General features: G+C 72.6%; 21 protein-coding genes and 4 pseudogenes. 17 read left to right on the top strand and 8 right to left on the bottom strand.

What is annotated here, in order from left to right; translation table 11 throughout:
* A partial coding sequence (locus tag ACH5AO_RS16915; protein ID WP_398925791.1) for a DUF6328 family protein occupies positions 1-179 on the bottom strand: 179 nt, incomplete at its 3' end.
* Between the two features lie 138 nt (positions 180-317).
* Positions 318-995 carry a DsbA family protein gene (locus ACH5AO_RS16920; protein ID WP_398925256.1) on the bottom strand — a complete coding sequence of 226 codons (678 nt, stop codon included), beginning with the start codon at positions 993-995 and terminating at the stop codon, positions 318-320.
* A gap of 640 nt (positions 996-1,635) precedes the next feature.
* Here ACH5AO_RS16920 and ACH5AO_RS16925 point away from each other — a divergent pair.
* From ACH5AO_RS16925 to ACH5AO_RS16935, 3 genes and pseudogenes are all read left to right on the top strand, one after another.
* Positions 1,636-1,734: pseudogene (locus ACH5AO_RS16925) on the top strand (hypothetical protein); the annotation flags it as partial.
* Positions 1,735-1,866: a hypothetical protein gene (locus tag ACH5AO_RS16930; protein WP_398925258.1), complete on the top strand. Its 132-nt coding sequence runs from the start codon at positions 1,735-1,737 to the stop codon at positions 1,864-1,866.
* 164 nt (positions 1,867-2,030) lie between these two features.
* The gene (locus tag ACH5AO_RS16935; protein ID WP_398925793.1) at positions 2,031-2,441 is read left to right on the top strand and encodes an IS3 family transposase; all 411 of its coding nucleotides are present in this window, start codon (positions 2,031-2,033) and stop codon (positions 2,439-2,441) included.
* On the opposite strand, the pseudogene ACH5AO_RS16940 reads toward ACH5AO_RS16935, so the two are convergent.
* Positions 2,379-2,681: pseudogene (locus ACH5AO_RS16940) on the bottom strand (helix-turn-helix domain-containing protein); the annotation flags it as partial. The gene ACH5AO_RS16935 and the pseudogene ACH5AO_RS16940 sit on opposite strands and share 63 nt — an antisense overlap.
* A gap of 47 nt (positions 2,682-2,728) precedes the next feature.
* On the opposite strand from ACH5AO_RS16940, the pseudogene ACH5AO_RS16945 reads away from it, so the two are divergent.
* The 4 genes and pseudogenes from ACH5AO_RS16945 to ACH5AO_RS16960 form a co-directional block, all read left to right on the top strand.
* A pseudogene (locus ACH5AO_RS16945) lies at positions 2,729-3,085 on the top strand (integrase core domain-containing protein); the annotation flags it as partial.
* Between the two features lie 453 nt (positions 3,086-3,538).
* Positions 3,539-3,961, top strand: a complete 423-nt coding sequence (gene panD / locus ACH5AO_RS16950; RefSeq protein ID WP_398925260.1) for an aspartate 1-decarboxylase — start codon at positions 3,539-3,541, stop codon at positions 3,959-3,961.
* Between the two features lie 34 nt (positions 3,962-3,995).
* Entirely contained in the window at positions 3,996-4,340 is a 345-nt protein-coding gene (locus tag ACH5AO_RS16955) for a GNAT family N-acetyltransferase (RefSeq protein WP_398925262.1), read from the top strand.
* A 7-nt stretch (positions 4,341-4,347) separates the two neighbouring features.
* Positions 4,348-5,007, top strand: a complete 660-nt coding sequence (locus tag ACH5AO_RS16960; RefSeq protein ID WP_398925264.1) for an aspartate/glutamate racemase family protein — start codon at positions 4,348-4,350, stop codon at positions 5,005-5,007.
* 547 nt (positions 5,008-5,554) lie between these two features.
* Here ACH5AO_RS16960 and gndA read toward each other — a convergent pair.
* Positions 5,555-6,994 carry an NADP-dependent phosphogluconate dehydrogenase gene (gene gndA / locus ACH5AO_RS16965; protein ID WP_398925266.1) on the bottom strand — a complete coding sequence of 480 codons (1,440 nt, stop codon included), beginning with the start codon at positions 6,992-6,994 and terminating at the stop codon, positions 5,555-5,557.
* Positions 6,995-7,362: 368 nt separating this feature from the next.
* On the opposite strand from gndA, the gene ACH5AO_RS16970 reads away from it, so the two are divergent.
* Complete coding sequence (locus tag ACH5AO_RS16970) at positions 7,363-8,658, top strand: transglycosylase family protein (protein WP_398925268.1); 1,296 nt, start codon at positions 7,363-7,365, stop codon at positions 8,656-8,658.
* Here the strand turns inward: ACH5AO_RS16970 and ACH5AO_RS16975 are convergent.
* Positions 8,648-9,775: a DMT family transporter gene (locus tag ACH5AO_RS16975; protein WP_398925270.1), complete on the bottom strand. Its 1,128-nt coding sequence runs from the start codon at positions 9,773-9,775 to the stop codon at positions 8,648-8,650. The two genes, ACH5AO_RS16970 and ACH5AO_RS16975, sit on opposite strands and share 11 nt — an antisense overlap.
* A 210-nt stretch (positions 9,776-9,985) precedes the next feature.
* On the opposite strand from ACH5AO_RS16975, the gene ACH5AO_RS16980 reads away from it, so the two are divergent.
* The 6 genes from ACH5AO_RS16980 to ACH5AO_RS17005 all read left to right on the top strand — a co-directional run bounded on the left by ACH5AO_RS16980 (position 9,986) and on the right by ACH5AO_RS17005 (position 19,298).
* Positions 9,986-10,738, top strand: a complete 753-nt coding sequence (locus ACH5AO_RS16980) for a (2Fe-2S)-binding protein (protein ID WP_398925272.1) — start codon at positions 9,986-9,988, stop codon at positions 10,736-10,738.
* Between the two features lie 39 nt (positions 10,739-10,777).
* Complete coding sequence (gene glgA / locus ACH5AO_RS16985; protein WP_398925274.1) at positions 10,778-11,929, top strand: glycogen synthase; 1,152 nt, start codon at positions 10,778-10,780, stop codon at positions 11,927-11,929.
* Positions 11,930-11,980: 51 nt separating this feature from the next.
* Entirely contained in the window at positions 11,981-13,201 is a 1,221-nt protein-coding gene (gene glgC, locus ACH5AO_RS16990; protein WP_398925276.1) for a glucose-1-phosphate adenylyltransferase, read from the top strand.
* Between the two features lie 207 nt (positions 13,202-13,408).
* Positions 13,409-16,039, top strand: coding sequence for a PA14 domain-containing protein (locus tag ACH5AO_RS16995; RefSeq protein ID WP_398925278.1), 2,631 nt, complete (start codon positions 13,409-13,411; stop codon positions 16,037-16,039).
* 233 nt (positions 16,040-16,272) lie between these two features.
* Positions 16,273-17,700, top strand: coding sequence for a wax ester/triacylglycerol synthase family O-acyltransferase (locus ACH5AO_RS17000; protein WP_398925280.1), 1,428 nt, complete (start codon positions 16,273-16,275; stop codon positions 17,698-17,700).
* Positions 17,701-17,804: 104 nt separating this feature from the next.
* Positions 17,805-19,298, top strand: coding sequence for an SDR family NAD(P)-dependent oxidoreductase (locus tag ACH5AO_RS17005; protein WP_398925282.1), 1,494 nt, complete (start codon positions 17,805-17,807; stop codon positions 19,296-19,298).
* Between the two features lie 22 nt (positions 19,299-19,320).
* Here ACH5AO_RS17005 and ACH5AO_RS17010 read toward each other — a convergent pair whose 3' ends face one another.
* A complete protein-coding gene (locus ACH5AO_RS17010; RefSeq protein WP_398925284.1) occupies positions 19,321-19,770 on the bottom strand; it encodes a hypothetical protein in 450 nt (149 codons plus the stop codon).
* Between the two features lie 471 nt (positions 19,771-20,241).
* Here ACH5AO_RS17010 and ACH5AO_RS17015 point away from each other — a divergent pair, with 471 nt between their 5' ends.
* Positions 20,242-20,415 carry a hypothetical protein gene (locus ACH5AO_RS17015; RefSeq protein WP_398925286.1) on the top strand — a complete coding sequence of 58 codons (174 nt, stop codon included), beginning with the start codon at positions 20,242-20,244 and terminating at the stop codon, positions 20,413-20,415.
* A 28-nt stretch (positions 20,416-20,443) separates the two neighbouring features.
* Here the strand turns inward: ACH5AO_RS17015 and ACH5AO_RS17020 are convergent, their stop codons facing one another.
* Together ACH5AO_RS17020 and ACH5AO_RS17025 are read right to left on the bottom strand one after the other, a co-directional pair.
* Positions 20,444-20,839 (bottom strand): VOC family protein, encoded by a 396-nt coding sequence (locus ACH5AO_RS17020; protein ID WP_398925288.1) that lies wholly within the window; start codon positions 20,837-20,839, stop codon positions 20,444-20,446.
* 208 nt (positions 20,840-21,047) lie between these two features.
* Positions 21,048-21,713: a MerR family transcriptional regulator gene (locus ACH5AO_RS17025; protein ID WP_398925290.1), complete on the bottom strand. Its 666-nt coding sequence runs from the start codon at positions 21,711-21,713 to the stop codon at positions 21,048-21,050.
* An 86-nt stretch (positions 21,714-21,799) separates the two neighbouring features.
* On the opposite strand from ACH5AO_RS17025, the gene ACH5AO_RS17030 reads away from it, so the two are divergent.
* On the top strand, positions 21,800-22,228 hold the full coding sequence (locus tag ACH5AO_RS17030; protein ID WP_398925292.1) for a DUF3291 domain-containing protein: 429 nt from the start codon (positions 21,800-21,802) through the stop codon (positions 22,226-22,228).
* Between the two features lie 233 nt (positions 22,229-22,461).
* Positions 22,462-22,817: pseudogene (locus tag ACH5AO_RS17035) on the top strand (glycosyl hydrolase-related protein); the annotation flags it as partial.
* Between the last annotated feature and the right edge of the window lies 1 nt (position 22,818).

Here is a 22,818-nt window from a genome sequence, read left to right on the forward strand (position 1 = left end):
ATCTGCACGCCGGTCTGGGTGACCCGCGTCTCCTGCAGGACCTCGTTCCAGCGGCGGTTGACCCGCTCACGCGGGGACTCCGGCGCCTCGGCACCGGACCCCGGGCCGTGGCCGTCGTGGTGTGCGCAGCGAACGGTCTCCTCCTTCGCCTGCTCGGCCGACTGTTCCGTCATCGTCATGGCGTCCTCCCCGTCGCAGGACCACCGTCTGCCCCGTCTCCGCCGCCTTCATGCAGGTCATGGGCGCGACAGGGCTGATCCGACGACTGCGGCCGACGGGGGCGCCACGCACGACGACTTCGTGGCCGGGATGGGGCGTCATACCAGCGCGCGGTGGACGAGCGCGTCGTAGGCTCCAGGATCGTCGTCCTCGACCACGGGATAGCCTGCGCCGGGATCACCCTCCCAGCGCAGACCGATGCCCGGGTTGTGGACGTTCGAGCCGTCCGGGAGGAAGAAGTGCGGGCTGCCCTGGACCTCGTCGCGGTGCTCCCGGTAGTCGCGCATCATCGCCCCGCGCGCGCTCCCCGTGTCGAGGGCCTCGGCCAGCGCGTCGGTGTCCACCCGGTCGCAGCCGGAGGCGATGTCGAGGATCTCGTGGTGCAGCGAGATGCAGCGGCTGTCGCGGAAGAACGCGAGGCGCAGCGCCATGTCCAGTTGCTCGGCGGCCGCGTACGACTGGGCCTTCGCGGCGTGCACGGCCTCGTTCGCCGGGGCGACGGTCACCGGCCAGGCCGACGGGTCCTGCTGCCACGGCTTGAAGCCGAGCTCCGGAGCCAGGGGCCCCACGACCGGGATCTCGGCGTCCAGGTAACGCTTCGGAATGGGGAAGCGGTTGATGTCCTCCAGCAGGAAGAGACGGTGCTCCACCCGAAGCCGGTCCTGCGCCCGCGCCCGCTCCCGGGCGGCGTACAGCCTCGCCAGCCCCACCGTGGACCACGCGCACGCCACGTCCGTATAGACGACTACCGTGCCCGGCGCCACTTCGATCGTCATGACCTCTCCTTGTGTCCGGGGCCGCGCCGCTGACCGGCTGCGCCCTGATACGTGTCCCCAGGAGTACCCCTCTGCTCGGGGCCGGCACTGCCGTCCGGATTGCCGGACCGGCCGTCGCGGCGTGTGCAGTGACACGGCGACCGGCCCGGTACCGACCGGAAACCGCCGACCGCGGAGGCACGTCGAGGTTGCGGGGACTACCGGCCCGGCACACACCCCACACTGACCGGAGTATCCGCTCCCGACCTGACCCGACGGCGGTCGAAAGAGCCTCACCCCTGGCGTGTGGACCCAGCGGAGCAGCTTCGATCCCGGAACGTGTTCCCCTGTTGCGGTCGGGGGAGGTGGTGCTGCGGACGGGTCGGCCCCAGGAATCTGCCGCAACGTGGTGGCTTCCGGCCAGGCCCGCGACCGCCAGGGTGACCCAGCCCGGAGCGCTGACGGCCGTCCCCGCCCGGCGGGCCCGTCCGGGAAGGGCAGTGCCGAACAGAAGGGCGTGGGCCTTGGCCCTTGATCTTGGATGCGCGAGACACTGGATCCTGAGGATTTGAGAACGGACATCTTGTGGTCATGAAGAAACTGTCCGCCGCAGTCCAAGGCGGACGCGGTCGCGCTGTACCAGTCGTGGCCCGAGGCGACGATCGGGCAGGTCGCTGCCGATCTGGGGAGCAACCCGGAGACTTCGCGGAACTGGGTGAGGGCGGCCGGTGCGAGCCGGCCCCGCGGGCGCCGGACGGAGGTGCCGGCCAAGCCACCGACGCCGTTGGAGGCGGAGAACGCCGCTCTGCGCAAGAAGGTCCGTGAGCTGGAGGAGGAACGCGAGATCCTGCGCAAGGCGGCGAAGTATTTCACCGGGGAGACGCGCTGGTGAACCGCTTCCAGTTCGTCGCCGACCACCAGCGCCGCTACGGCGTGAAGCGGCTGTGCACCATCCTGGGCATCGCCCGCTCCAGCTTCTACTACTGGCGCCGCACGGCCGCGGACCGGGCCGCCCGGCAGGCGGCCGGCGCCGCTCTCGCCGCACGGATACGGGCCGTGCACCGCGAGTCGGACGGCACCTATGGCGTCCCCAGGATCACCGCTGAGCTCCGCGAGGCGGGCGAGCGGGTCAACCACTGGGGGTACCCCCGCTCGCGGGGGAGGATCGCGCGCGTGATGCGCATCATCGGCTTGGCAGGCGTGCGCTTGCGTCGCAGGCACCGCACCACTGTTGCGGACCCGGCCGCGGTGAAGGCCCCGGACCTGATCGGCCGCGACTTCACGGCACGCAAGCCGAACACGAAGTACGTCGGTGACATCACCTATCTCCCCGTGGACGGCGGGAAGTTCCTCTACCTGGCCACCGTCATCGACCTCGCCTCACGCCGCCTGGCCGGCTGGGCGATCGCGAACGCCGGCGCCCTGGGCGTGCCAGACGGCGATGTCCTCCCGTTCGGGAAACGATAGGTAGCGCCCGGACACCTCATCAGGAAGACACGGATTCACGCCGCCAGCGTGCCGGAACCAGCGGAATCCCACCGGCCCGGACACCCCGGCAGCACTGCACGCATCCTCGGTCTTGGCACCCCGGGCGATCGCCGTCCAGAACCTGACCCTGTCCTCACGCCAGGCCACCGACGGCCTGCCCGGCGACGGCATCAATCCCCGATACGCACGAACCTGCTTGTGCCGCTCCACAGAGCCCATCGCTCCACCTCTCGATCAAGGTGTTGCGACGATCAGTTGAATCCGTCCAGTACACCAGCTGGGCCTTCGCCGACGCCTGCCGCCAAGCCGGCGTCCGTCAGTCCATGAGCGCGATCGGCAGCTCGGCCCGCAACGCACTCGCCGAGTCCTTCAACGCGACCTTCAAACGCGAGACGCTCCAGGGCCGAAAGCGCTGGTCCAGCGAGCGCGAGGCCCGCCTCGACGCGTTCCGCCGGCTGCACCGCTACAACACCCGACGCCGTCACTGGCCCGATCATGATTCACTGACCCGGGCACCGCGGCGCCCCGCGCCTTCGCTCCCATGCAAGCCCGGCCGCCCTCTCAGTGATGAGGGCGGCCGGCGTCGCCGTGTACGCCGCTCCTATCGCCGACCGCGACCGTAGCGCCGTAGCGTGGACGGCCGGGTTCCGTTATGTGGTCGACGTGAACCTCGGCCTCCAAGAAGCCAGGCTCCTCGTGGCAGAGCCGGGCTGGGCAACCGGAGACGACGCCGACCATGACCGGCTGCCGAGCGCATGAGAGCGGCTGAGGAGCCCGCCGCGGCTGGTACCTCACGCTTACGCGCTGAGAGGCCGCTCATCCGCCTGATGCATCATCAGGTAAGTCAGCAACAGGTCAGCACCAGTCCCCGACCATTCCGAAATGGCCACCCGAAGAGCCGCCGGATCAGCGCTGTCGTAGCAGCGGGGCTCTCGTGAAAGTGCAGGCGGAAAGCATTGCCGTGAGATCGAACCGATGTTCCTGGACATCTTCGAGTTCGACGCGTGCCCGTGTACAGTGAAGACCGCCTTTGACCTGCAGAAAGCAGGCAGGGAGCCGTCCTTCAGGAGTCCAAAGTGCTGCGAACTCTGATCAAGTCCAAGATCCACCGCGCCACCGTCACCCAGGCCGACCTGCACTACGTGGGATCCGTGACGATCGACGCCGAGCTGCTCGACGCCGCCGATCTGCTGCCCGGTGAGCTCGTGCACATCGTCGACGTCACCAACGGGGCCCGGCTGGAGACGTACGTCATCGAGGGTGAGCGCGGGTCCGGGGTGATCGGGATCAACGGGGCCGCCGCCCATCTCGTCCGGCCCGGTGATCTGGTGATCATCATCAGTTACGCTCAGGTGACCGACGCCGAGGCGCGGGCGCTGGAACCCCGGGTGGTGCACGTGGACGGAGACAACCGCATCGTGGCTCTGGGCGCCGACGCGTCCGAGCCGGTGCCGGGATCGGACCAGGAGCGCAGTCCGGGGGCCGTCACCACGGCCTGACCGGCGCAGAGCGAGGCAGGAGCGTGACGCGGCCGTGGGTGACATCGAGATCCGTGACGACCGGGCGGCGGGCCGGCTCGAGGCGGTGGCGGACGGCGGGGTCGTCGGGCGGATCGAGTACTTCGTCCTCGACACCCCCGAGCGGGCGCTCGTGCCGGTGCACACCGTCGTCGAGCCCGCCCACGAGGGCAAGGGCATCGCGGGCTCCCTCGCCCGCGAGCTGTACGGCATCGCCGCCCGCGAGGACAGCGCCGTCGCCCCGCTCTGCCCGTACGTCACCAGGTGGGCCGAGCGCCACCCCGACCAGGCCCCGGCGGCCGGGCCGGAGCTGATCCGGGCGGCGAAGGAGTGGCTGGCGGCGCATCCCGAGCGGTTCTGAAGGCCACGTGCTCGCACTGCTGCACACCTCGCCCGTGCACGTGCCGGTCTTCGACACGCTGCGCGACCAGGACCATCCCGGTCTGGAGCTGCGGCATCTCGTCGCCGAGGACCTGTTGGGGCGTGCCCGCGCCGACGGTCCCGCGGCGGTCGCCGACGACGTGCGGGCGAAGGTGCTTGAGGCCGTCGGCCGTGGTGTCCGGGCCGTGCTGTGCACCTGCTCGACCATCGGCGGGGCCGCGGAGGCGGCCGCCTCCGCGGCCGGTGTCCCGGTGCTGCGCGTCGACCGGCCGATGGCGGCCGAGGCCGTGGCCGCCGGGTCGCGTGTCGTCGTCCTCGCCGCCCTGGAGAGCACGCTGCGGCCGACGGTGACGCTGGTCGGGGAGGAGGCCGCCCGCGCCGGACGGTCCGTCGAGGTGCGGACCGTGCTGGTCGAGGACGCGTGGGCATGTTTCGAGGCGGGCGATACGACGGAGTACGTACGCCGGGTCGCGGACGCCGCCGACGCGGTCACCGGCGCCGACGCGATCGTCCTCGCCCAGGCCTCCATGGCGCCGGCCGAGCGGCTCACCACGACCCGGGTGCCCGTGCTGTCCAGTCCCCGTCCGGGACTCGCCGCGGCGGCCCGCCTGTGCCACCCGGCCCCGCGCCGTCACCCGGGCGGGTGACTGGAGCGGCGGCCGCCGGGTAGGCGGGGGAGTAGTCCAGAGCCGACGTCGAGCGACAGGCCGGAGGACACGTGCCATGACGAACCCGTACCCGGACCCCGTTCCGCCGGGCCCCACACCGGGACCCACCCCCGGCCCGGACCCCTCGCACCCCGAGCCCTACCCGGACCCCACCCCTCCGCCCCCGCCGCCGGGCCCGGAGCCGACCCCGCAGCCACCGGGCCCGGGGCCACAGCCGACCCCGCCGCATCCGGGTCCGCCGGAGCCGTCCCCGTCGCCGATCCCGCCGGGCCCCGAGCCGGTGCCGAACCCGGAACCCGGCCCGCCGCTGAGCTGACCCGGATGGGAAGGGAAACGGGGTGGGGGGGGGGGGGGGGGCGGCCGGCCCCCCCCCCCCCCCCCCCCCCCCCCCCCCCGCCCGCCCCCCCCCCGCCCCCGCCCGGGGCCCCCCCCCCCCCCCCCCCCCCCCGGGGGGCCCGGGGGGGGGGGGCGGGGCGCGGGGGGGGGCCCCCCCCCCCCCCCCCCCCACCACCCCGTCCCAGGGGCCCTACGCGGAGACTTCCGACCGGTCCCCGCCCCACAGCGTGTGGAACGAGCCGTCGCGGTCCGTGCGCCGGTAGGTGTGCGCGCCGAAGTAGTCCCGCTGACCCTGGGTGAGCGCGGCCGGCAGGCGCTCGGCGCGCAGGGCGTCGTAGTAGGCGAGGGCCGCGGCGAAACCGGGCGTCGGTACGCCCTGGCGGGTCGCGGCGACCAGCACCTCGCGCCAGTCGTCCTGGGCGTCGGCGATCTCCCGGGCGAACGTCTCGTCCGACAGCAGGCTCGGCAGGTCCGCGCGGGCGTCGTAGGCGGCGCGGATGCGGTCCAGGAAGGCCGCGCGGATGATGCAGCCGCCGCGCCAGAGGGCGGAGACCGCGCCGAGGTCGATGTCCCAGCCGTACTCCTCGCTGCCGGCCGCGATCTCGTGGAAGCCCTGCGTGTACGACACGATCTTCGACGCGTACAGCGCCTGCTCCACCCGGTCGGCGAACGCCGCCGCCTCCGACTCGCCCAGCGGCTCGGCCTTCGGGCCGGCCAGGGAGCGCGAGGCCTCGCGCAGCGCCGCGTGACCGGACAGGGAGCGCGCGAAGACGGCCTCGGCGATGCCGGACACCGGCACGCCCAGGTCGAGCGCGATCTGCACGGTCCAGCGGCCCGTGCCCTTCTGCTCCGCCTGGTCCACCACCACGTCCACGAACGGCTCGCCCGTGGCCGCGTCCACGTGCGACAGCACCTCGGCCGTGATCTCGATCAGGTAGGAGTCCAGCCGGCCGGTGTTCCAGGTGCGGAAGATCTCCGCGATCCGCGCGGGGGAGTACCCGGCGACGTCGCGCAGCAGCTGGTACGCCTCGCCGATCAGCTGCATGTCGGCGTACTCGATGCCGTTGTGCACCATCTTCACGAAGTGGCCGGCGCCGTCCGGGCCGACGTGGGTGACGCAGGGGGAGCCGTCCTTCGCCTTCGCGGAGATCCTCTCCAGCATCGGGCCGAGCGAGTCGTACGACTCCTTCGGGCCGCCCGGCATGATGCTCGGCCCGTGCAGCGCGCCCTCCTCGCCGCCGGAGACGCCCATGCCGACGAAGTGGATGCCCTGTTCGCGTAGCGCCTTCTCCCGGCGGCGGGTGTCCGCGAAGTGCGCGTTGCCACCGTCGATGATCATGTCACCGGGTTCGAGGAGCGGGGCGAACTCCTCGATCACCGCGTCCGTCGGCTCACCGGCCTTCACCATGACGACCAGCCGCCGCGGTCGCTCCAGCGCGGCCACGAACTCCTTGGCCGTCTCGGCCGCCACGAAGCTCCCCTCGTGCCCGAACTCCTCCACCAGCGCGTGCGTGCGTGCCGCCGTCCGGTTGTGCACCGCGACCGTGTAGCCGTTGCGGGCGAAGTTGCGCGCGAGGTTGCGGCCCATGACCGCGAGTCCCGTGACGCCGATCTGCGCTGAACTGCTCATTGGGGTGGCTCCTAGTGACCTCGGTGTCGGTACTGCCGGGTGTCGGTGCTGCCGGTCGATGCCCGCCAGTCCTGCCATCGACCATCCTGACGTGCCGTACTCGCGTGTGCACGCGCGGGTCGTGCACGACACCCGCTCAGGCACATACGCGCGGACGCCCCTCGCGCACTCAGCGGGCGCACGCACCCGTGTGCCCCAGCGGACGGAGGCATCCGCCCGCGCACGCTCCCCACGGAGCGCCGAAGGGGGCGCAACGGGCGAAAAATCCCGGCCACTTGGCGCATCCGTGCGGCCGATAGCCGTCTTGTCACGGCTGGTTCGCACCGCATACTTTTGCCCCTCCTGACGCATTGTCGAGGGGGATTTCCATGGCCGTGCGCGGCCGGCACCGCCGGTATCAGCCGAACAGGATCAACCGGGCCTCGCTCACCGTCACCGCGGGCGGCGCCGGAATGGCGCTCCCGCTGCTGGGCACGGGCGCCGCCCAGGCGGCCGACGTGGAGACCTGGGACAAGGTCGCCGCCTGCGAGTCCACCAACGACTGGGACATCAACACCGGCAACGGGTACTACGGCGGGCTCCAGTTCACCCGGTCGACCTGGGAGGCGTACGGCGGCACCCGGTACGCGCCGCGTGCGGATCTGGCCACCAAGGACCAGCAGATCGCCGTCGCCGAGAAGGTGCTCGACGGACAGGGGCCCGGTGCCTGGCCGGTGTGCTCGGTACGGGCCGGACTGACGCGGGGCGGCGCCGCCCCCGACATCCGGCCGGCCACCGACAAGCCGGACGGAAACGAGAAGAGCGGCAAGGGCGACAAGGGCAACAGGAGTGGCAAGAGCGGCAAGAGGACCGGTGGGTCCTCCGTCGAGGACGTCAAACCGCACACCACCCCCCAGTCCCGCGCGGGCCGCGCCGAGATGTACACCGTCGTCCGCGGCGACACCCTCTCCGGCATCGCGTCGGGCGAACGGGTCGGCGGCGGCTGGCGGAAGCTGTACGACGCCAACCGCACCACCATCGGCGGCGATCCCGACCTGATCATTCCGGGCCAGCGGCTCGCCCTGCCCGACGGGACGACGAAGACGGCCGGGAAGCCGGCCGAGTCGGCCGGGAAGAAGACCGGGAAGGCCGAGAAGGCCGAGAGGAAAACCGAGAAGAAGACGGAGAGGAAGACCGACAGGGAAACCGGGAAGAGGGCCGAGAAGAAGGCCCCCTCCCAGCGCACCGAGGACCGGGCGGACCGTGCCACCAAGGCCACCGGTGATCTGGTCGCCCCGGTCAGCGCCACGCTCGGCACGCCGTACCACAAGGCCGGATCCGCCTGGTCGAAGGGCTACCACACGGGCGTCGACTTCCCCGTCCCCACCGGCACGTCCGTGAAGTCGGTCGGGGCCGGCACCGTCGTCAGCGCGGGCTGGGAGGGGTCGTTCGGCTACCAGGTGGTGGTCCGGCACGACGACGGCCGCTACAGCCAGTACGCGCACCTGTCGGCGATCTCCGTGAAGAGCGGGCAGTCCGTCGGCGCGGGCCAGCGCATCGGCCGTTCCGGTTCGACCGGGAACAGTTCGGGCCCGCATCTGCACTTCGAGGTGCGGACGGGGCCCGGTTTCGGGTCGGACATCGACCCGGTCGCCTACCTGAGGGCGGGCGGCGTCAGGATCTGACCCGCGTCCTGCGCCGGTCCACCACCGCCACCGGTACGTACGGGCCGCCGTAGAAGGGCGCGTACGACACCAGCGGCACCGGGACGGAATCCACGTCCTCCGGCGTGCCGTCCGGTGCCGGCACGGTGGCCGGCATCCGTACGTCCTCGGGGAGTTCGAGCGCGGCCAGCAGCCGCTCGGCGGGGTCGGTGGGGCCGGCGGGCGGCTGCTCGTCGGCCCGCGCGGGAACCGCCCCGGGCGCGGAACCCGGTGCGGGAGCCTGCGCGGCCCGCGTCTCCTGGTGCTCGCGTGCCAGCCGCTCCGTCGTGAGCAGGATCAGCCCGCCGGCCGCCACCACGCCGCAGCTCAGCGCGAGCACCGTGCCCGTCGTGCCGTAGCGGAAGGTCTCGCCGAACATCGTGATGCCGACCGCGGCCGCCACCATCGGGTTCACCACCGTCAGCGTGGCCAGCGGGGCCGCGAGGCCGGCGCCCCGGTAGGAGGCCTGGGAGAGCAGCATGCCGGCCGTGGCCAGGACGCCGATCACCGCCAGGGACGGCAGGTCCGCCGCCGAGACCCCGCCGGTCCAGTCGACCGCGACGGTCTTGGTGAAGACGGAGGACATGCCGAACGCGACACCGGACGCGGTGGCCAGCAGGATGCTGCGCACCGCGGGATGCCGGTGCACGGCGCGGGCCGCGACCATCAGCGCCACGACCGCCCCGGTCGTGCCCAGTGCCGCAGCCACCCGCTGCGCGGTGTCCAGCGACCGCGCGTCGGACGCGCCGACCAGGGAGAGCAGTCCCGCGAGGCCCACCGTCGCCATGACGGCGCCGCGCCACGCGGTCGCCCCGGCCTTCCGGCCGACGAACAGCGCGGCCATGGGCAGGGCGAAGACGATGGTCAGCGCACCCAGGGGCTGGACGAGGCTCAACGGACCGTAGGCGAGCGCCACCACGTGGAGCAGTCCGCCGAGGCCGTTGAGTGCGACCGCCGCCCACCAGCCCGGCCGGCGCAGCGGCGCGTACTGCTGCGCGCCGGGCGAGGAGACCGCGACCTGCTCCTGCACGATCGCTCCCCCGGCGTACGCCACGGCGGAGACGAACGACAGCAGCACGGACAACGCGAGGGCGCTCATCGGCTGCTCCTCTGCGCGAGGCCGGGGCGGTGCACCCGGCGCGGCGAACGGTCGGCTTCCATGACCAACACGATGCCGTGCCGAAGTGTTCCCGTCGTCGTCCCTGAGCACCCAATGAGTCCTACTGCCGATGGAGTACGACGACGACCCCGTCATCCCCAGGGTGGGCGCCCGGGGGCGGAGGGCCCCTGGTCGCACCCCCTAGGGGCCTTGGTACTCCTGTACGTCGTGGACCTCGACCCGTCTCTCACCGCCCTTCGCCGCCTCGGCGGCTTCTTCGTCCTGCGCACGGCGGGAGCGGCCGACCGCCTGCCCACGCTCGCCCAGGTGTACGGATCGCGACCCCCGGATGTTCAGGGCGACTTCCTCGCCTCGCGGGTCCGCCGGGTCGCCGGAGCCCTGCGCACCGACGAGGCGAGGGTCGCCGCGTCGGTGGCCCAGCAAGGGCTCGCCGCCCGCCTGTGGTCCGTGGCCCTGGGCTCCGCCGCCCTCTGCGGCGCCGTCCCCGACCTCTCCCCGCCGCTGCTGCGCTGGGACCCGGAGGGCGGCGCCCCCGACGACCTGTGGCTGACGGAGGTACGGCCGCTGCCCGGCGACGCGGCGACGATCGCGGAGCTGGTGCTGCACGGCCACCTCGACCCCCTCGCCGCGGCCCTGCGCTCCCGGCACCGCCTCGCACCGGGCCTGCTGCGCGGCAACGCCGCCTCCGCGCTCGCGGGCGCCGCCCGGGAACTGGACCGCTGGGGACGCCGCCACGGCCGTACGGACGTCGCCGCCCGCGCCGCTTCCCTGACGGCCGAACTCCTCACGCACCCCCTGCTCACCGGGACCGGAACCCTCACGGGCACCGCCTTCCGGCGCCGCAGCTGCTGTCTGTACTACCGGGTGCCCGGCGGGGGCGTCTGCGGCGACTGCTGCCTCGTACGGCCGCCCCGCTCTTCCCCACGCGCCCCGTCCGGGTGACCATGAAGGTCGACGTCCGCTCAGACAGGGGGTTCACGGGTGCGAGTGGGACTGCTGACACGGGAGTACCCCCCGGACGTGTACGGCGGCGCGGGGGTCCACGTGGAGTTCCTCGCCCGGGAGCTGCGGCCCCTGGTGGACCTGGAGGTGCACTGCTGGGGCGAGGGCAAGGCGGACGGCGTGCTGCGCCACCGCCCCTGGAGCGCGCTCGACGGCGCCAACGACGCGCTGCGCACCTTCTCCGTGGACCTCGCCATGGCCGCCGCCCTCCAGGACCGCGACCTCGTCCACTCCCACACCTGGTACGCGGGCCTCGGCGGCCATCTCGCCAAGCTGTTGTACGGCGTCCCGCACGTGATGACCGCCCACTCCCTGGAGCCGCTGCGCCCCTGGAAGGCCGAGCAGCTCGGCGGCGGCTACGCCCTGTCGAGCTGGGCCGAGCGCACCGCCGTCGAGGCGGCCGACGGCGTGATCGCCGTCTCCGGCGCCATGCGCGAGGACGTCCTCGCCTGCTACCCGGCCCTCGACCCCGCCCGGGTGCACGTCGTGCACAACGGCATCGACACGGACCTGTACCGCCCCGACCCCGGCACCGACGCCCTGGACCGCGTCGGCCTCGACCGTTCCCGCCCGTACGTGCTGTTCGTCGGCCGGATCACCCGGCAGAAGGGCGTGCCCCAGCTGCTGCGGGCGGTGCGCGGCATCGACCCGGCCGCGCAGGTCGTGCTGTGCGCCGGGGCCCCGGACACGCCCGGGATCGACCGGGAGTTCCGCGAGCTGTACGAGGAGCTGAGCCGGGCCCGCGAGGGCGTGCACTGGATCCCGCGGATGCTGCCGCGGCCCGAGGTGATCCAGCTGCTGACGCACGCCGCCGTGTTCGTCTGCCCCTCGGTGTACGAGCCGCTCGGCATCGTCAACCTGGAGGCCATGGCGTGCGGCACGGCGGTGGTCGCCTCCCGGGTCGGGGGGATCCCCGAGGTCGTGGCGGACGGCTCGACGGGGGTACTGGTGGAGGCGGACGACGACTTCGAGGCGGGCCTCGCGCGGGCGCTCGACTCGGTCCTCGGCGACCCGGCCACGGCACGACGGATGGGCGCGGCGGGGAGGGAGCGGGCCGTCACCGAGTTCGGCTGGGACGCAGTGGCCCGCCGTACGGCCCTGCTGTACGAGGAGATCCTCGAACAGGCTTAGTACCGCCCGTCCGGGGCAGTCTTGGGGAAATCCGGCGTGAGGGGAGCGGCCATGCGTCGTGGAGGTCCTTCGGTCCTGGGAATCGTGCTGGCGGGCGGCGAGGGCAAGCGTCTGATGCCCCTCACGGCGGACCGCGCCAAACCGGCGGTCACCTTCGGCGGCACCTACCGCCTGGTCGACTTCGTGCTGTCCAACCTGGTCAACGGCGACATCCTGCGCATCTGCGTGCTGACGCAGTACAAGTCGCACTCGCTGGACCGGCACATCACCACCACCTGGCGGATGTCCAGCCTGCTCGGCAACTACGTCACCCCCGTCCCCGCCCAGCAGCGCCTCGGCCCGCGCTGGTACCTGGGCAGCGCCGACGCGATCCTGCAGTCGCTGAACCTGATCCACGACGAACGGCCGGAGTACGTGGCGGTGTTCGGCGCCGACCACGTGTACCGCATGGACCCGCGCCAGATGCTCGCCCAGCACATCGAGAGCGGGGCCGGGGTCACGGTGGCGGGGATCCGGGTGCCGCGCTCGGAGTCCTCCGCCTTCGGCGTGATCACGCCGGGCGCGGACGGACGGTCCGTGGAGCGCTTCCTGGAGAAGCCCGCCGATCCGCCCGGACTGGCCGGCGACCCCGAGTGCGTGTTCGCCTCCATGGGGAACTACGTATTCACCACCAAGGCGCTCATCGAGGCCCTTCACCGGGACGCCGAGGACGAGGAGTCGGTGCACGACATGGGCGGTTCGATCCTGCCCCGGCTCACCGAGCGGGGCGAGGCCGCGCTGTACGACTTCAGCACCAACCACGTGCCCGGCGAGACCAGCCGTGACCAGGGCTACTGGCGGGACGTCGGCACGCTGGACGCGTACTACGAGGCGCACATGGACCTGATCGCCGAACGTCCCGCGTTCAACCTCTACAACCGGCAGTGGCCCATCTACACCCACTCCGGCCAGCTCTCCCCGGCCCGCTTCAACGCGGGCGGCATGGCGAGCGAGTCGATCATCAGCGCCGGCTGTCTGATCCGGGGCCAGGTCACCCGGTCCGTGCTGTCGCCGGGCGTGGTCGTGGATCCGGGGGCCGTGGTGCAGGGCTCGGTGCTGCACGACAACGTGCACATCGGGCGGGGCGCGGTGGTGCGCGGCGCCGTGCTCGACAAGAACGTGGAGGTGCCGCCGGGCGCGACGGTCGGCGTCAACCCCGAGCGGGACGCGGAGCTGTACACGGTGTCCAAGGGCGGGGTGATCGCGCTCGGCAAGGGGCAGCTCGTGCCGTAGTGACGTGAGGGAGGGGCCCCGGTCGGCTGCCGTGACCACCGGGGCCTTTGTCATGTCCCTGGACGAATGACGGAATCCGTGCTGTTATGCCAAGTACTGTTCTTTGACAACGTTGTACTGACGAGTGCAGCACACAGAACAGAACACGCAGAGCCAGAGACACGTACTGAGCAGCGAGCCGTCTCCTTCCTCACCGACGGAGGTTCCGTGCGCACCAGACGACTCAGAAACCGATTGGCGCTTCTGCTGGCCGCCGCGCTGGGAGTCACCGGACTCACCGCCATCGGCCCGGCCGCGACCGCCGCGGAGGACGACCCGGCGGAGATCCACGGCCTGAAGGGCGAGTACTACACCCAGTCCGCCCCCGGCGCCTTCGACTTCCACGAGCTCAAGGCCACCGCCTTCGACTCCGACCTCGACTTCGACAACCTGGAGCCGCGCCTGAACCTCACCACCGGCCGGTCGGACGACGTCAGCGTCCGCTGGACCGGCAAGATCGTGCCGGAGAGGACCGGTGCCCACACCTTCGCGGTCAGCGCCGACAACGGCTTCCGCCTGTGGATCGACGGCGAGATCGCCATCGACCACTGGATCGACGACTGGGACCGCGAACAGACCGCCGAACCCGTCGAACTGACCGCCGGCCGCGCCCACGACATCAAGGTCGAGTACTTCGAGCACTACGGCGGCTCCAACTTCCACCTGCGCTGGACCGAGCCCGGCGGCACCAAGGAACCCGTACCGCAGTCCGCGTTCCGCCTCCCCGACGGCTTCGACTACGACGGCGCCCTCGCCGCCACCGTCCTCGCCTCCGGCCGCACCCTCAAGCTGGACTTCCCCCGGCCGCTCGCCGCGCCCCCGGCCGGATTCACCGACCACTTCGACGCGGTGATCGGCGGCGCCGACTGGCCCGTGACGTCGGCGAAGCCCGACCCGGCCGACCCCAAGGCGCTGCTCGTCACGCTCGCCGAGCCCGTCGTCGGCAACAAGACCGGCACCGCCCGCGGCAGCGCCGACATCCGCTACGACGGACAGGGCGGCCTGACCGCCGCCGACGGCGACCCCGTGGACGCCTTCCTGAGCAGCGGCCCCAACCGCTCCACCTACGAACTGAGCACCCAGTGGGCCGACGAGGTGGGCCCGGACAACGCCCTGCCCGAGTACCCGCGCCCGCAGCTCACCCGTGAGCGGTGGCGCAATCTGAACGGCCGCTGGCAGTTCGCCGCCGCCGAGGAGGGCGAGCAGCCGCCCGTCGGGAAGACGCTCAAGGAGCGCATCCTCGTCCCGTACCCGGTGGAGTCCCAGCTCTCCGGCCTCCAGCGGCACGAGGACCGCATGTGGTACCGCCGCACCTTCACCGTGCCCCGCGACTGGCACATCGGCTCCGGCAAGCGGCTGCGGCTCAACTTCGGCGCCGTCGACTGGCGCTCCGAGGTGTACGTCAACGGCGTCAAGGTCGCCGACCACGAGGGCGGCTACGACAAGTTCAGCGCCGACATCACCGACGCGCTCAAGCCCGGCCGCACCCAGGAACTCATCGTCGGCGTGTACGACCCGACCGACGCCGCCGACGGGGAGAACCCGCCGCTCGGCAAGCAGCGCCTGGACCCCAGCGGCATCTGGTACACGCCCAGCTCCGGCATCTGGCAGACCGTCTGGATGGAGCCCGTCGCCCGCGACCACGTCGACTCCCTCGAGCTGATCCCGGACGTGCCCGGCGAGCGGCTCACCGTGGAGGCGAAGGGCGTCCGCGACGGCGTACCGGTCAGGGCGACCGCGTACGAGGGACGGCGCAAGGTCGCCACGGCCACCGGCCGCACCGGCGAGCCGCTCACCCTGAGGATCCACGACCCGCGCCTGTGGTCACCCGACGACCCCTTCCTCTACCGGCTGAAGGTCACCGTCGGCGCCGACCGCGTCGGCAGCTACTTCGGGATGCGCTCCATCGCCGTCGAGAACGTCGACGGGGTGCCGCGCACGGTCCTCAACGGCGAGCCCGTCTTTCTGATGGCCACCCTCGACCAGGGCTTCTGGCCCGACGGACTGCACACCGCGCCCACCGACGAGGCCCTCGCCCACGACCTGAAGGCGCACAAGAAGCTCGGCTTCAACTCCGTGCGCAAGCACATCAAGGTCGAACCGGACCGCTGGTTCTACTGGGCCGACCGGCTCGGCCTGCTGGTGTGGCAGGACATGCCCGCCATGACGGCGGGCAAGAACCCGGGCACCGAGGCCCGCGCCCGCTACGAGCGTGAGATGAAGCAGATGATCGACGAGCACATCAGCAGCCCGTCCATCGTCATGTGGGTCACCTTCAACGAGGGCTGGGGCCAGTACGACATCGGCCGCATCGCCGAACAGGCCAAGGCCTGGGACCCCAGCCGGCTGGTCAACAACCAGTCCGGGCTCAACCTCGGCGCCGACGGGAACGCCGGCGACATCATGGACGAGCACGGCTACCCCAGCCCGGCGCTCCCGCCCCGCCCGGACGGCAAGCGCGCCCTGGTCAGCGGCGAGTACGGCGGCCTCGGCCTCGCGGTGCCCGGACACGCCTGGTCCGTACAGCAGAGTTACGTCGACGTCGACCCGGCGACCTACACCGACGACTACCTCACCAAGCTCGACGAGGTGCGCGCGCTGGTGTGCCGGGGCAGCAACGGTGCCGTCTACACCCAGATCACGGACGTCGAGGGCGAGCTCAACGGCCTGCTCACCTACGACCGGCGCGTGATGAAGCCGGACGTGGCCCGGGTGAAGGCCACCCACGAGGCCCTGATCCGGGACGCCTCACGGGCGCGGCCCGCGGGGTGCCCGACGGTGGAGGGCGCCGCGCGATGAACCGTTCCTCCGGAGGGCCGCGCCCGTCCGGGTGGAGTCCGTCACCCGTGGGGCGGTGATCGCACCGCACCAACCCCCTCCGTCACTCCCGTCCCGCCCCTTCCGCCGCACCGGCGGAAGGGGCGAAGACGTCACACGATGTTAACTATAGGTAGCCGGATCGTACTTGACCGTAATCGTCCGGGAGCGATTGACTGCTGATCCGTTCCCGTCGTCGACGCGAGGCCCCTCCCATGACCGCAGACCCGCTCGCCCCTCTCGACCTGGCGTTCTGGAACATCGAGTCCGCCGGTCACCCGATGCACCTCGCGGCGCTCGGGGTGTTCTCCGCCGGCTCGCCCTCCGCGGCGGCCCACGCGGTGGATCTGCTGGCCGCCCGCGCCGCCGCCGTGCCCGGACTGCGGATGCGCATCCGCGACACCTGGCAGCCGCTCACCCTGCGGCAGCCGCTGTCGGCGCTGCGCCGCACCTGGCCTGCGCCCGGCGAGCGCCTGGCCGCCGCGCTGCGGCAGCCGCTCGCCTCCGCCCTGCGCCGGTCCCTCGCCTTCGGCGGCGCCACCCGCGAACCCGACCCCGGCTTCGACCCCCTCGACCACGTCCGGCTGCACCCCCCGGCCGCCGACTTCCACACCGCGGCCGGCCGGCTCATGGGGCGCCCGCTGCACCGCACCCGGCCGCCCTGGGAGGCCCATGTGCTGCCGGGGGAGGACGGCACCTCCTTCGCCGTCCTGTTCAAGTTCCACCACGCCCTCGCCGACGGGCTGCGCGCCCTCACCCTCGCCGCCGCGCTGATGGACCCGATGGACCTTCCCGCGCCCCGGCCCCGCCCTGCCGGGCCGCCGCGCGGACTCCTCCCGGACGTGCGCGAGGTGCCCGGTCTCGTCCGGGACGCCCTCGCCGACGCGGGCCGGGCCCTCGACATCGGCGCCGCCGTCGCCCGCTCCACCCTCGACGTGCGCTCCTCACCCGCGCTGACCTGCGCGCCCAGCGGCACCCGCCGCACCGCCGGCGTGGTCGTCGACCTCGACGACGTGCACCGGATCCGCAAGAGCGCCGGCGGCACCGTCAACGACGTACTGATCGCGGTCGTCGCGGGCGCCCTGCGCCGCTGGCTCGACGAGCGTGGCGACGGCAGCGAGGGCGTCGCGCCCCGCGCCCTCATCCCCGTCTCCCGGCGCCGGCCGCGCACCGCCCACCCGCAGGGCAACCGGCTCTCCGGGTACCTGTTGCAGCTCCCCGTCGACCAGCGGGACCCGCTCGTCCGCCTCGCCCTGGTGCGCACCGCCATGGACCGCAACAAGGACGCCGGTCCGCACCGGGGCGCGGGCGCCGTCGCCCTGCTCGCCGAGCACGTTCCGCCGCTCGGCCACCGTCTCGGCGGACCGCTGCTGGGCCAGGCGGCCCGGCTCTGGTTCGACGTGCTGGTCACCAGCGTGCCGCTGCCCGGCTTCGGCCTGAGGCTCGGCGGCGACCCGCTCGGCGCCGTCTTCCCGCTCGCGCCCCTGGCGCCCGGCCACTCCCTCGCGGTCGCGGTCTCCACCTACAAGGGGCGCGTCCACTACGGCCTGGTCGCCGACGGCGCCGCGGTGCCCGACCTCGACCGCCTGGTCCGCGCGCTGACCGAGGAGGTGACGACGCTGACCGCCGTCTGCGACCGCTGAGGGACGCGGTTTGGCGCCGCGGCCCGGCGCTGAAGTAAAATCCGCCGTTCGACAGCGTGCGCGAACGGAGCGCCGCGAGAAGAAGAGCGGGAACGACAGCGGCAATGACGGTGACACAGGACGGCCCCGAGGCCACGGACGCGGTGGCGCACGGGCCCGGCATCGACCCGGAACGGCTGGCCGTCTGCCTCGACGTGCTGCGGGAACTCGACGAGCTCGACGTCGACCACCCGGACGCGATCCTGGTCCGCCGGGCCACCTCGCACATCTACCGCACGGTCAAGCAGCGCCGCCGCCAGGAGCGCCGGGCCGCCAAGACCGCCCACGACAAGGCGGTCACCGAGGCCACCGCCACCGGCTCCGCCGAGCGCATCGACGACGAGACCGAAGGCATCCTGCCGTCCTCCCGGGTCGAGCCCGGCAAGATCGCGGGGATACTCCAGCGCCCCCGCTCCTGCTACACCTGCAAGACCCGCTACACCGAGGTCGACTACTTCTACCACCAGCTCTGCCCGAAGTGCGCCGCCGAGAACCGCACCCGGCGCGACGCCCGCGCCGACCTCACCGGCAAGCGGGCGCTGCTCACCGGCGGACGCGCCAAGATCGGCATGTACATCGCGCTGCGGCTGCTGCGCGACGGCGCCCACACCACGATCACCACGCGCTTCCCCAAGGACGCCATCCGCCGCTTCACGGCCATGGACGACTCCGCGGAGTGGATGCACCGCCTGGAGGTCGTCGGCATCGACCTGCGCGACCCCGCCCAGGCCGTCGCGCTGGCCGACCGGGTCGCCGAGCAGGGACCGCTCGACATCCTGATCAACAACGCCACCCAGACCGTACGCCGGCTGCCGTCCGCGTACGCCGCGCTCGTCGAGGGCGAGGCCGCCCCGCTGCCCGCCGGTGAGCTGCCCGCCCACCACGTCATCGGCGCCTTCAACTCCGGCGCGGTCGACGGACTGGCCGCGCTGCCCGTCGGCGTCAGCGGACTCGACGCGCAGAAGGTGGCCGACCTCGTCCTGGTCGCGGGCAACGCCAGCGTGGTCCGGCACCGCGAGGGCACCGCCATCGACGCGGGCGGCCTGCTGCCCGACGTCGTCGACACCAACACCTGGGTGCAGACCATCGAGCAGATCTCCCCGGTGGAGCTGCTGGAGACCCAGCTGTGCAACTACACGGCGCCGTTCATCCTGATCAGCAAGTTGCGGCCGGCGATGGCCGAGGCCGCGCGCCGGGCGTCCGCCGGGCGCGCCTACGTCGTCAACGTCTCCGCGATGGAAGGCGTGTTCGACCGCGGTTACAAGGGCGCGGGCCACCCCAACACCAACGCCGCCAAGGCGGCCATGAACATGGTGACGCGGACCAGCGCGCAGGAGATGTTCGACACCGACCGCATCCTGATGACCTCGGTCGACACCGGCTGGATCACCGACGAGCGCCCCCACTTCGACAAGCTGCGCCTCGCCGACGCCGGTTTCCACGCCCCGCTCGACCTGGTCGACGGCGCCGCCCGCGTCTACGACCCGATCGTGCGCGGCGAGGCGGGCGAGGACCTGTACGGCGTCTTCCTGAAGGACTACGCGCCCGGCCGCTGGTGACCCGTGACGGTCCGAGGGGCCGTCAGTCGACCATGCCCAGCCGGGAGTCGCGCGCCGCCAGCAGCTCCAGCACGGTGCGCCAGTCCTCCAGGACACCGGCGTCGAAGCAGGCGGTGCGGGCCTCCTCGTCCGCCGCGCGCAGGGCGAGGAGGTCGTCGTCGGCCGGGAGGTCGTACCGGGCGTGCCGGAGGACCAGGCCGGCCACCCGTTCGCCGAGCAGCGTCCGTATCGCGTCCGCCGTGCGGTCGTCCGCCGCCATCGGCTCGCCGGGCCGCAGCAGCCGGCCGACGGGCCGTACCAGGCCCGCCACCTGGAGTTCCTTGTCGGCGGGCCGGCCGCGGCGCAGCAGCGCGGCGGTGCGCAGTGCGTGGTCGTGCGCGTCGGCCGGGGTGCCGCCGCGGCCCCGGACGTCCCGCGTGCCCCGGCACGCGTACAGCAGGTCCATCAGCTCCTCGACGGTGCGCAGCTCCATGCGCCGGTCCTCCCGGGAGTAGGCCGTTGCCGTGCGGCAGCAGACCATGACGAGCTTGCGTACCGGCCAACGGGACCTGAACTGCGCTCCGACCACACGGACCGGCCGGAAGTGCCGACACCCGTGTACGTCGAACGGGTGACTGCGGCCGGTCGCGTCCATCAGGAAATAGGGGCATATTCCGGTCGGTGGACACCCTCCGACACGTGATTGTTACCGTCGGTTCACAGCCCCATCGAGCGGGGGGCCGCTCATTTGGTTACTCTGATGCGGACGGACAGCAGTTCAGGGTTCCACCCGCACCCACGGTCCGTCATGGGACCAGCCGGTTCACCACGGCCCGCTCTTCCCCGAGTCGCCGGCGCCACCGCGTCCGAACGGTTTTCCCTTCAGGCCCGAGCGGACGTCGGGCGCCGGGCACAGGGCCGACGCGGTACGTCCCGAGGGTGACCGACATATAAGGAGTGCGCGGTGACACCGGAGCAGACGAAGAGCGATCAGCGCCCCGAGGAACGCGTGGAGCGCACCGCCCGCCGGCCGGAGAAGCTCGGCAGTCTCGACGTGTGGGCCCGGTCGGCCCCGATCCGCCTCGCCGGCTACGAGGACGACCTCGCCGAGCCCCACATCCTGCCCAGCGTCGACTGACGGCGCGTACGGGCGGTCGCCCCCGTCGCTACGGCCGGACGTAGGGCCGGGTCATGATCTCCATGTTGTGGCCGTCCGGGTCGTCGAAGTAGGCGCCGCGCCCGCCGAACAGGCCGTTGACCCTGCCGGGCTCGGTGTGGCCGGGATCCGCGTAGTAGGTGACCCCGGCCGCCTCCAGGCGCGCGATCATGGCATCGAACCGCTCCTCGGGCACCAGGAACGCGTAGTGCTGGCTCTGGACCGGCTCGTCCCGCTTCTCGTAGTAGTCGAGGGTCACGCCGTTGCCCAGGTCGACCGGGAGGAACGGGCCGAACGGGGCGCCGACCTCCAGTCCCAGTATCCCGGCGAGGAACTCGGCGGAGTACCGGCGGTCACTGGCGTAGACGGCGGTGTGGTTCAACTGGACGTGCTGTGCTGTGGACATGGCTGGATTCGTCTCCGGTGTCGGTTTCCACGGTGGGACGGGAACACGGAGAGGAGGGGCGGGCCACGGCCTCGCGCGGGCGGGGGCGCGCCCCGCACCGGCCTCACACCGAGGCCGGGAGCGCCTCACGTGAATGGCCCACGGCCGACCCGGCAGTCACCCGCCCGACCTCAGGCCCTCGCGGTCGATCGCCGCAACGCCGTTGCGGTCAGGCCGAGTCGTGCCCGCACCCGCCGTGGCGTGCGGTCGATTCGTTCTCCTGAGCGAGTCGGCGCAGGGCCATCAGCGCCGGTTCCAGCAGGAAGGTCAGCAGCACCGCCAGTTCGGCCTTCTCCATCGGGTCCGTGACCGTCTCCAGGCGGTCGAGGTCGTGCCGGGCCGTCCGTTCCGCGAGCTCGGCGTAGGGGAGGAGCGCCTCCCAGTCGTACGCGATGTCCAGTGAGCGCAGGGTCCGCAACGTCTCGTCGATGGTCCGCCGGGCCGGGTTGTGCTCGGAGACCGTCCAGCCCATCGCGTCGACCAGGGCGGCGGCCTTGGGGTTCGCCCCGGCGGGGGCCCCGCCCTCGCCCTCGGCGGAGTCCGCGTCCGGCGTGCCGCCGTCGGACGGGCGGATGCCGAAGGCGATGCCGAGCAGTCGGTGCAGGTCGGCCCGGTGTTCGGCCATGGCGTCCAGGACCTGCTTGGCCGAGGCGACGGACAGGCCCCGCACCCCCGTCAGCGCGCGGATCAGGCGGAGCCTTCTGAGGTGGGTCTCGTCGTACTCGGCCTGGGTCGCCGCGGTGGCCCGGCCGGGCGGCAACAGCCCCTCGCGCAGGTAGTACTTGATCGTCGCGTTGGGCACCCCGCTGCGGCGGCTGAGTTCCGAGATTCTCATGTTCTTCCACTCTCCCTCTGGAAATTGGGTAGTGACACTGTCTAGTCTGGATAGTGTCACTACCCAACCATGGAGGCGAGACTACCGTGCCTACTCTCCCCTGGGTCACGCCGCACCCGGCGGGCCCCGACACCACCCACGCCTTCGTCATGGCCTCCCGCTTCGAGGTGCGGTCGCTGAAGGACGTCCCCCGCTTCTTCTGGAAGTCCCTCTCCGCCTGGGGCCAGGTCCGCAAGGCGCCCGGCGCCCTCGGCGCCTCCCTGGAGGCCAGGCCGTTCGGCAGGGTCTTCTACACGCTGTCCGCGTGGGAGAGCCGGGACGCGCTCCACACCTACGCCCGGACCGAACCGCACAAGAGCGTCATGACCGGCCTGCGCGCGACGATGCGCGACTCGACGTTCACCTTCTGGGAGGTGCCCGTCGACGGGCTGCCGATCGACTGGGACGACGCCAAGCGCCGCCTCGAGGCCCAGGCGCGGGCCGGCGCCCAGCACGGGCACGGCACCGCCCACTGAGCGGCGGCCCCGTTCGAACGGGCGCGCGCCGGGGGAGTGGTACCCCTGGTGACCACCCGTTCTCACCCAGGGAGCGCCCCGCGCGCATGACGACCGCACCCTGGTCGAAGCCCGCCTCGGACGCCTCCTCGACGAACGTGTCCGCCCCGCCGTGTACCCCGAGTCCGTGCCCTTCGAGGTCGCGGCGTGGCACGTCCCCGTCGAGGTGGGCGCGCCCTGGAGCACCAACTGGTCCGGGCGCCTCCATCGGCGACGCGGTGCGCGAGGGCCGGCGGACCGATCTGCCCGAGCGGCGGCCCACCGGAGCCGGCGAGGTCGCCCCGCCGGTGACGGCCGACCAGGACGCGGTCGTGATCACGGCGGTCGAACCGGCCGACGACGGCAGCGGCGACGTCGGCGTCCGCTTCCACGAGGCCCACGGTGCCCGGGCCCGCGCCACGCCCACCACCGGTTTCGCCGCCACCGGGGCCGAGGTGACCGACCTGCTGAACGCCCGCCCGCGAAGACCCGGGCGCCCCCGCTCGACGGCGACCGGATCACCGTACGTCCCCGCCCCTTCCGGCTGATGACGCCGTGGCTGACGCGGGCCC

Origin of the sequence: Streptomyces sp. NPDC018964 (assembly GCF_044390325.1) — a bacterium.
GTDB lineage: Bacteria > Actinomycetota > Actinomycetes > Streptomycetales > Streptomycetaceae > Streptomyces.

What these genes read in the sequence shown, in the direction of transcription:
- ACH5AO_RS16920 (WP_398925256.1), bottom strand. Translation starts at nt 995, where the DNA reads ATGACGATCGAAGTGGCGCCGGGCACGGTAGTCGTCTATACGGACGTG.
- gndA (WP_398925266.1), bottom strand. Translation starts at nt 6,994, where the DNA reads ATGAGCAGTTCAGCGCAGATCGGCGTCACGGGACTCGCGGTCATGGGC.
- ACH5AO_RS16970 (WP_398925268.1), top strand. Translation starts at nt 7,363, where the DNA reads ATGGCCGTGCGCGGCCGGCACCGCCGGTATCAGCCGAACAGGATCAAC.
- ACH5AO_RS16975 (WP_398925270.1), bottom strand. Translation starts at nt 9,775, where the DNA reads ATGAGCGCCCTCGCGTTGTCCGTGCTGCTGTCGTTCGTCTCCGCCGTG.
- glgC (WP_398925276.1), top strand. Translation starts at nt 11,981, where the DNA reads ATGCGTCGTGGAGGTCCTTCGGTCCTGGGAATCGTGCTGGCGGGCGGC.
- ACH5AO_RS17000 (WP_398925280.1), top strand. Translation starts at nt 16,273, where the DNA reads ATGACCGCAGACCCGCTCGCCCCTCTCGACCTGGCGTTCTGGAACATC.
- ACH5AO_RS17005 (WP_398925282.1), top strand. Translation starts at nt 17,805, where the DNA reads ATGACGGTGACACAGGACGGCCCCGAGGCCACGGACGCGGTGGCGCAC.
- ACH5AO_RS17010 (WP_398925284.1), bottom strand. Translation starts at nt 19,770, where the DNA reads ATGGAGCTGCGCACCGTCGAGGAGCTGATGGACCTGCTGTACGCGTGC.
- ACH5AO_RS17020 (WP_398925288.1), bottom strand. Translation starts at nt 20,839, where the DNA reads ATGTCCACAGCACAGCACGTCCAGTTGAACCACACCGCCGTCTACGCC.
- ACH5AO_RS17025 (WP_398925290.1), bottom strand. Translation starts at nt 21,713, where the DNA reads ATGAGAATCTCGGAACTCAGCCGCCGCAGCGGGGTGCCCAACGCGACG.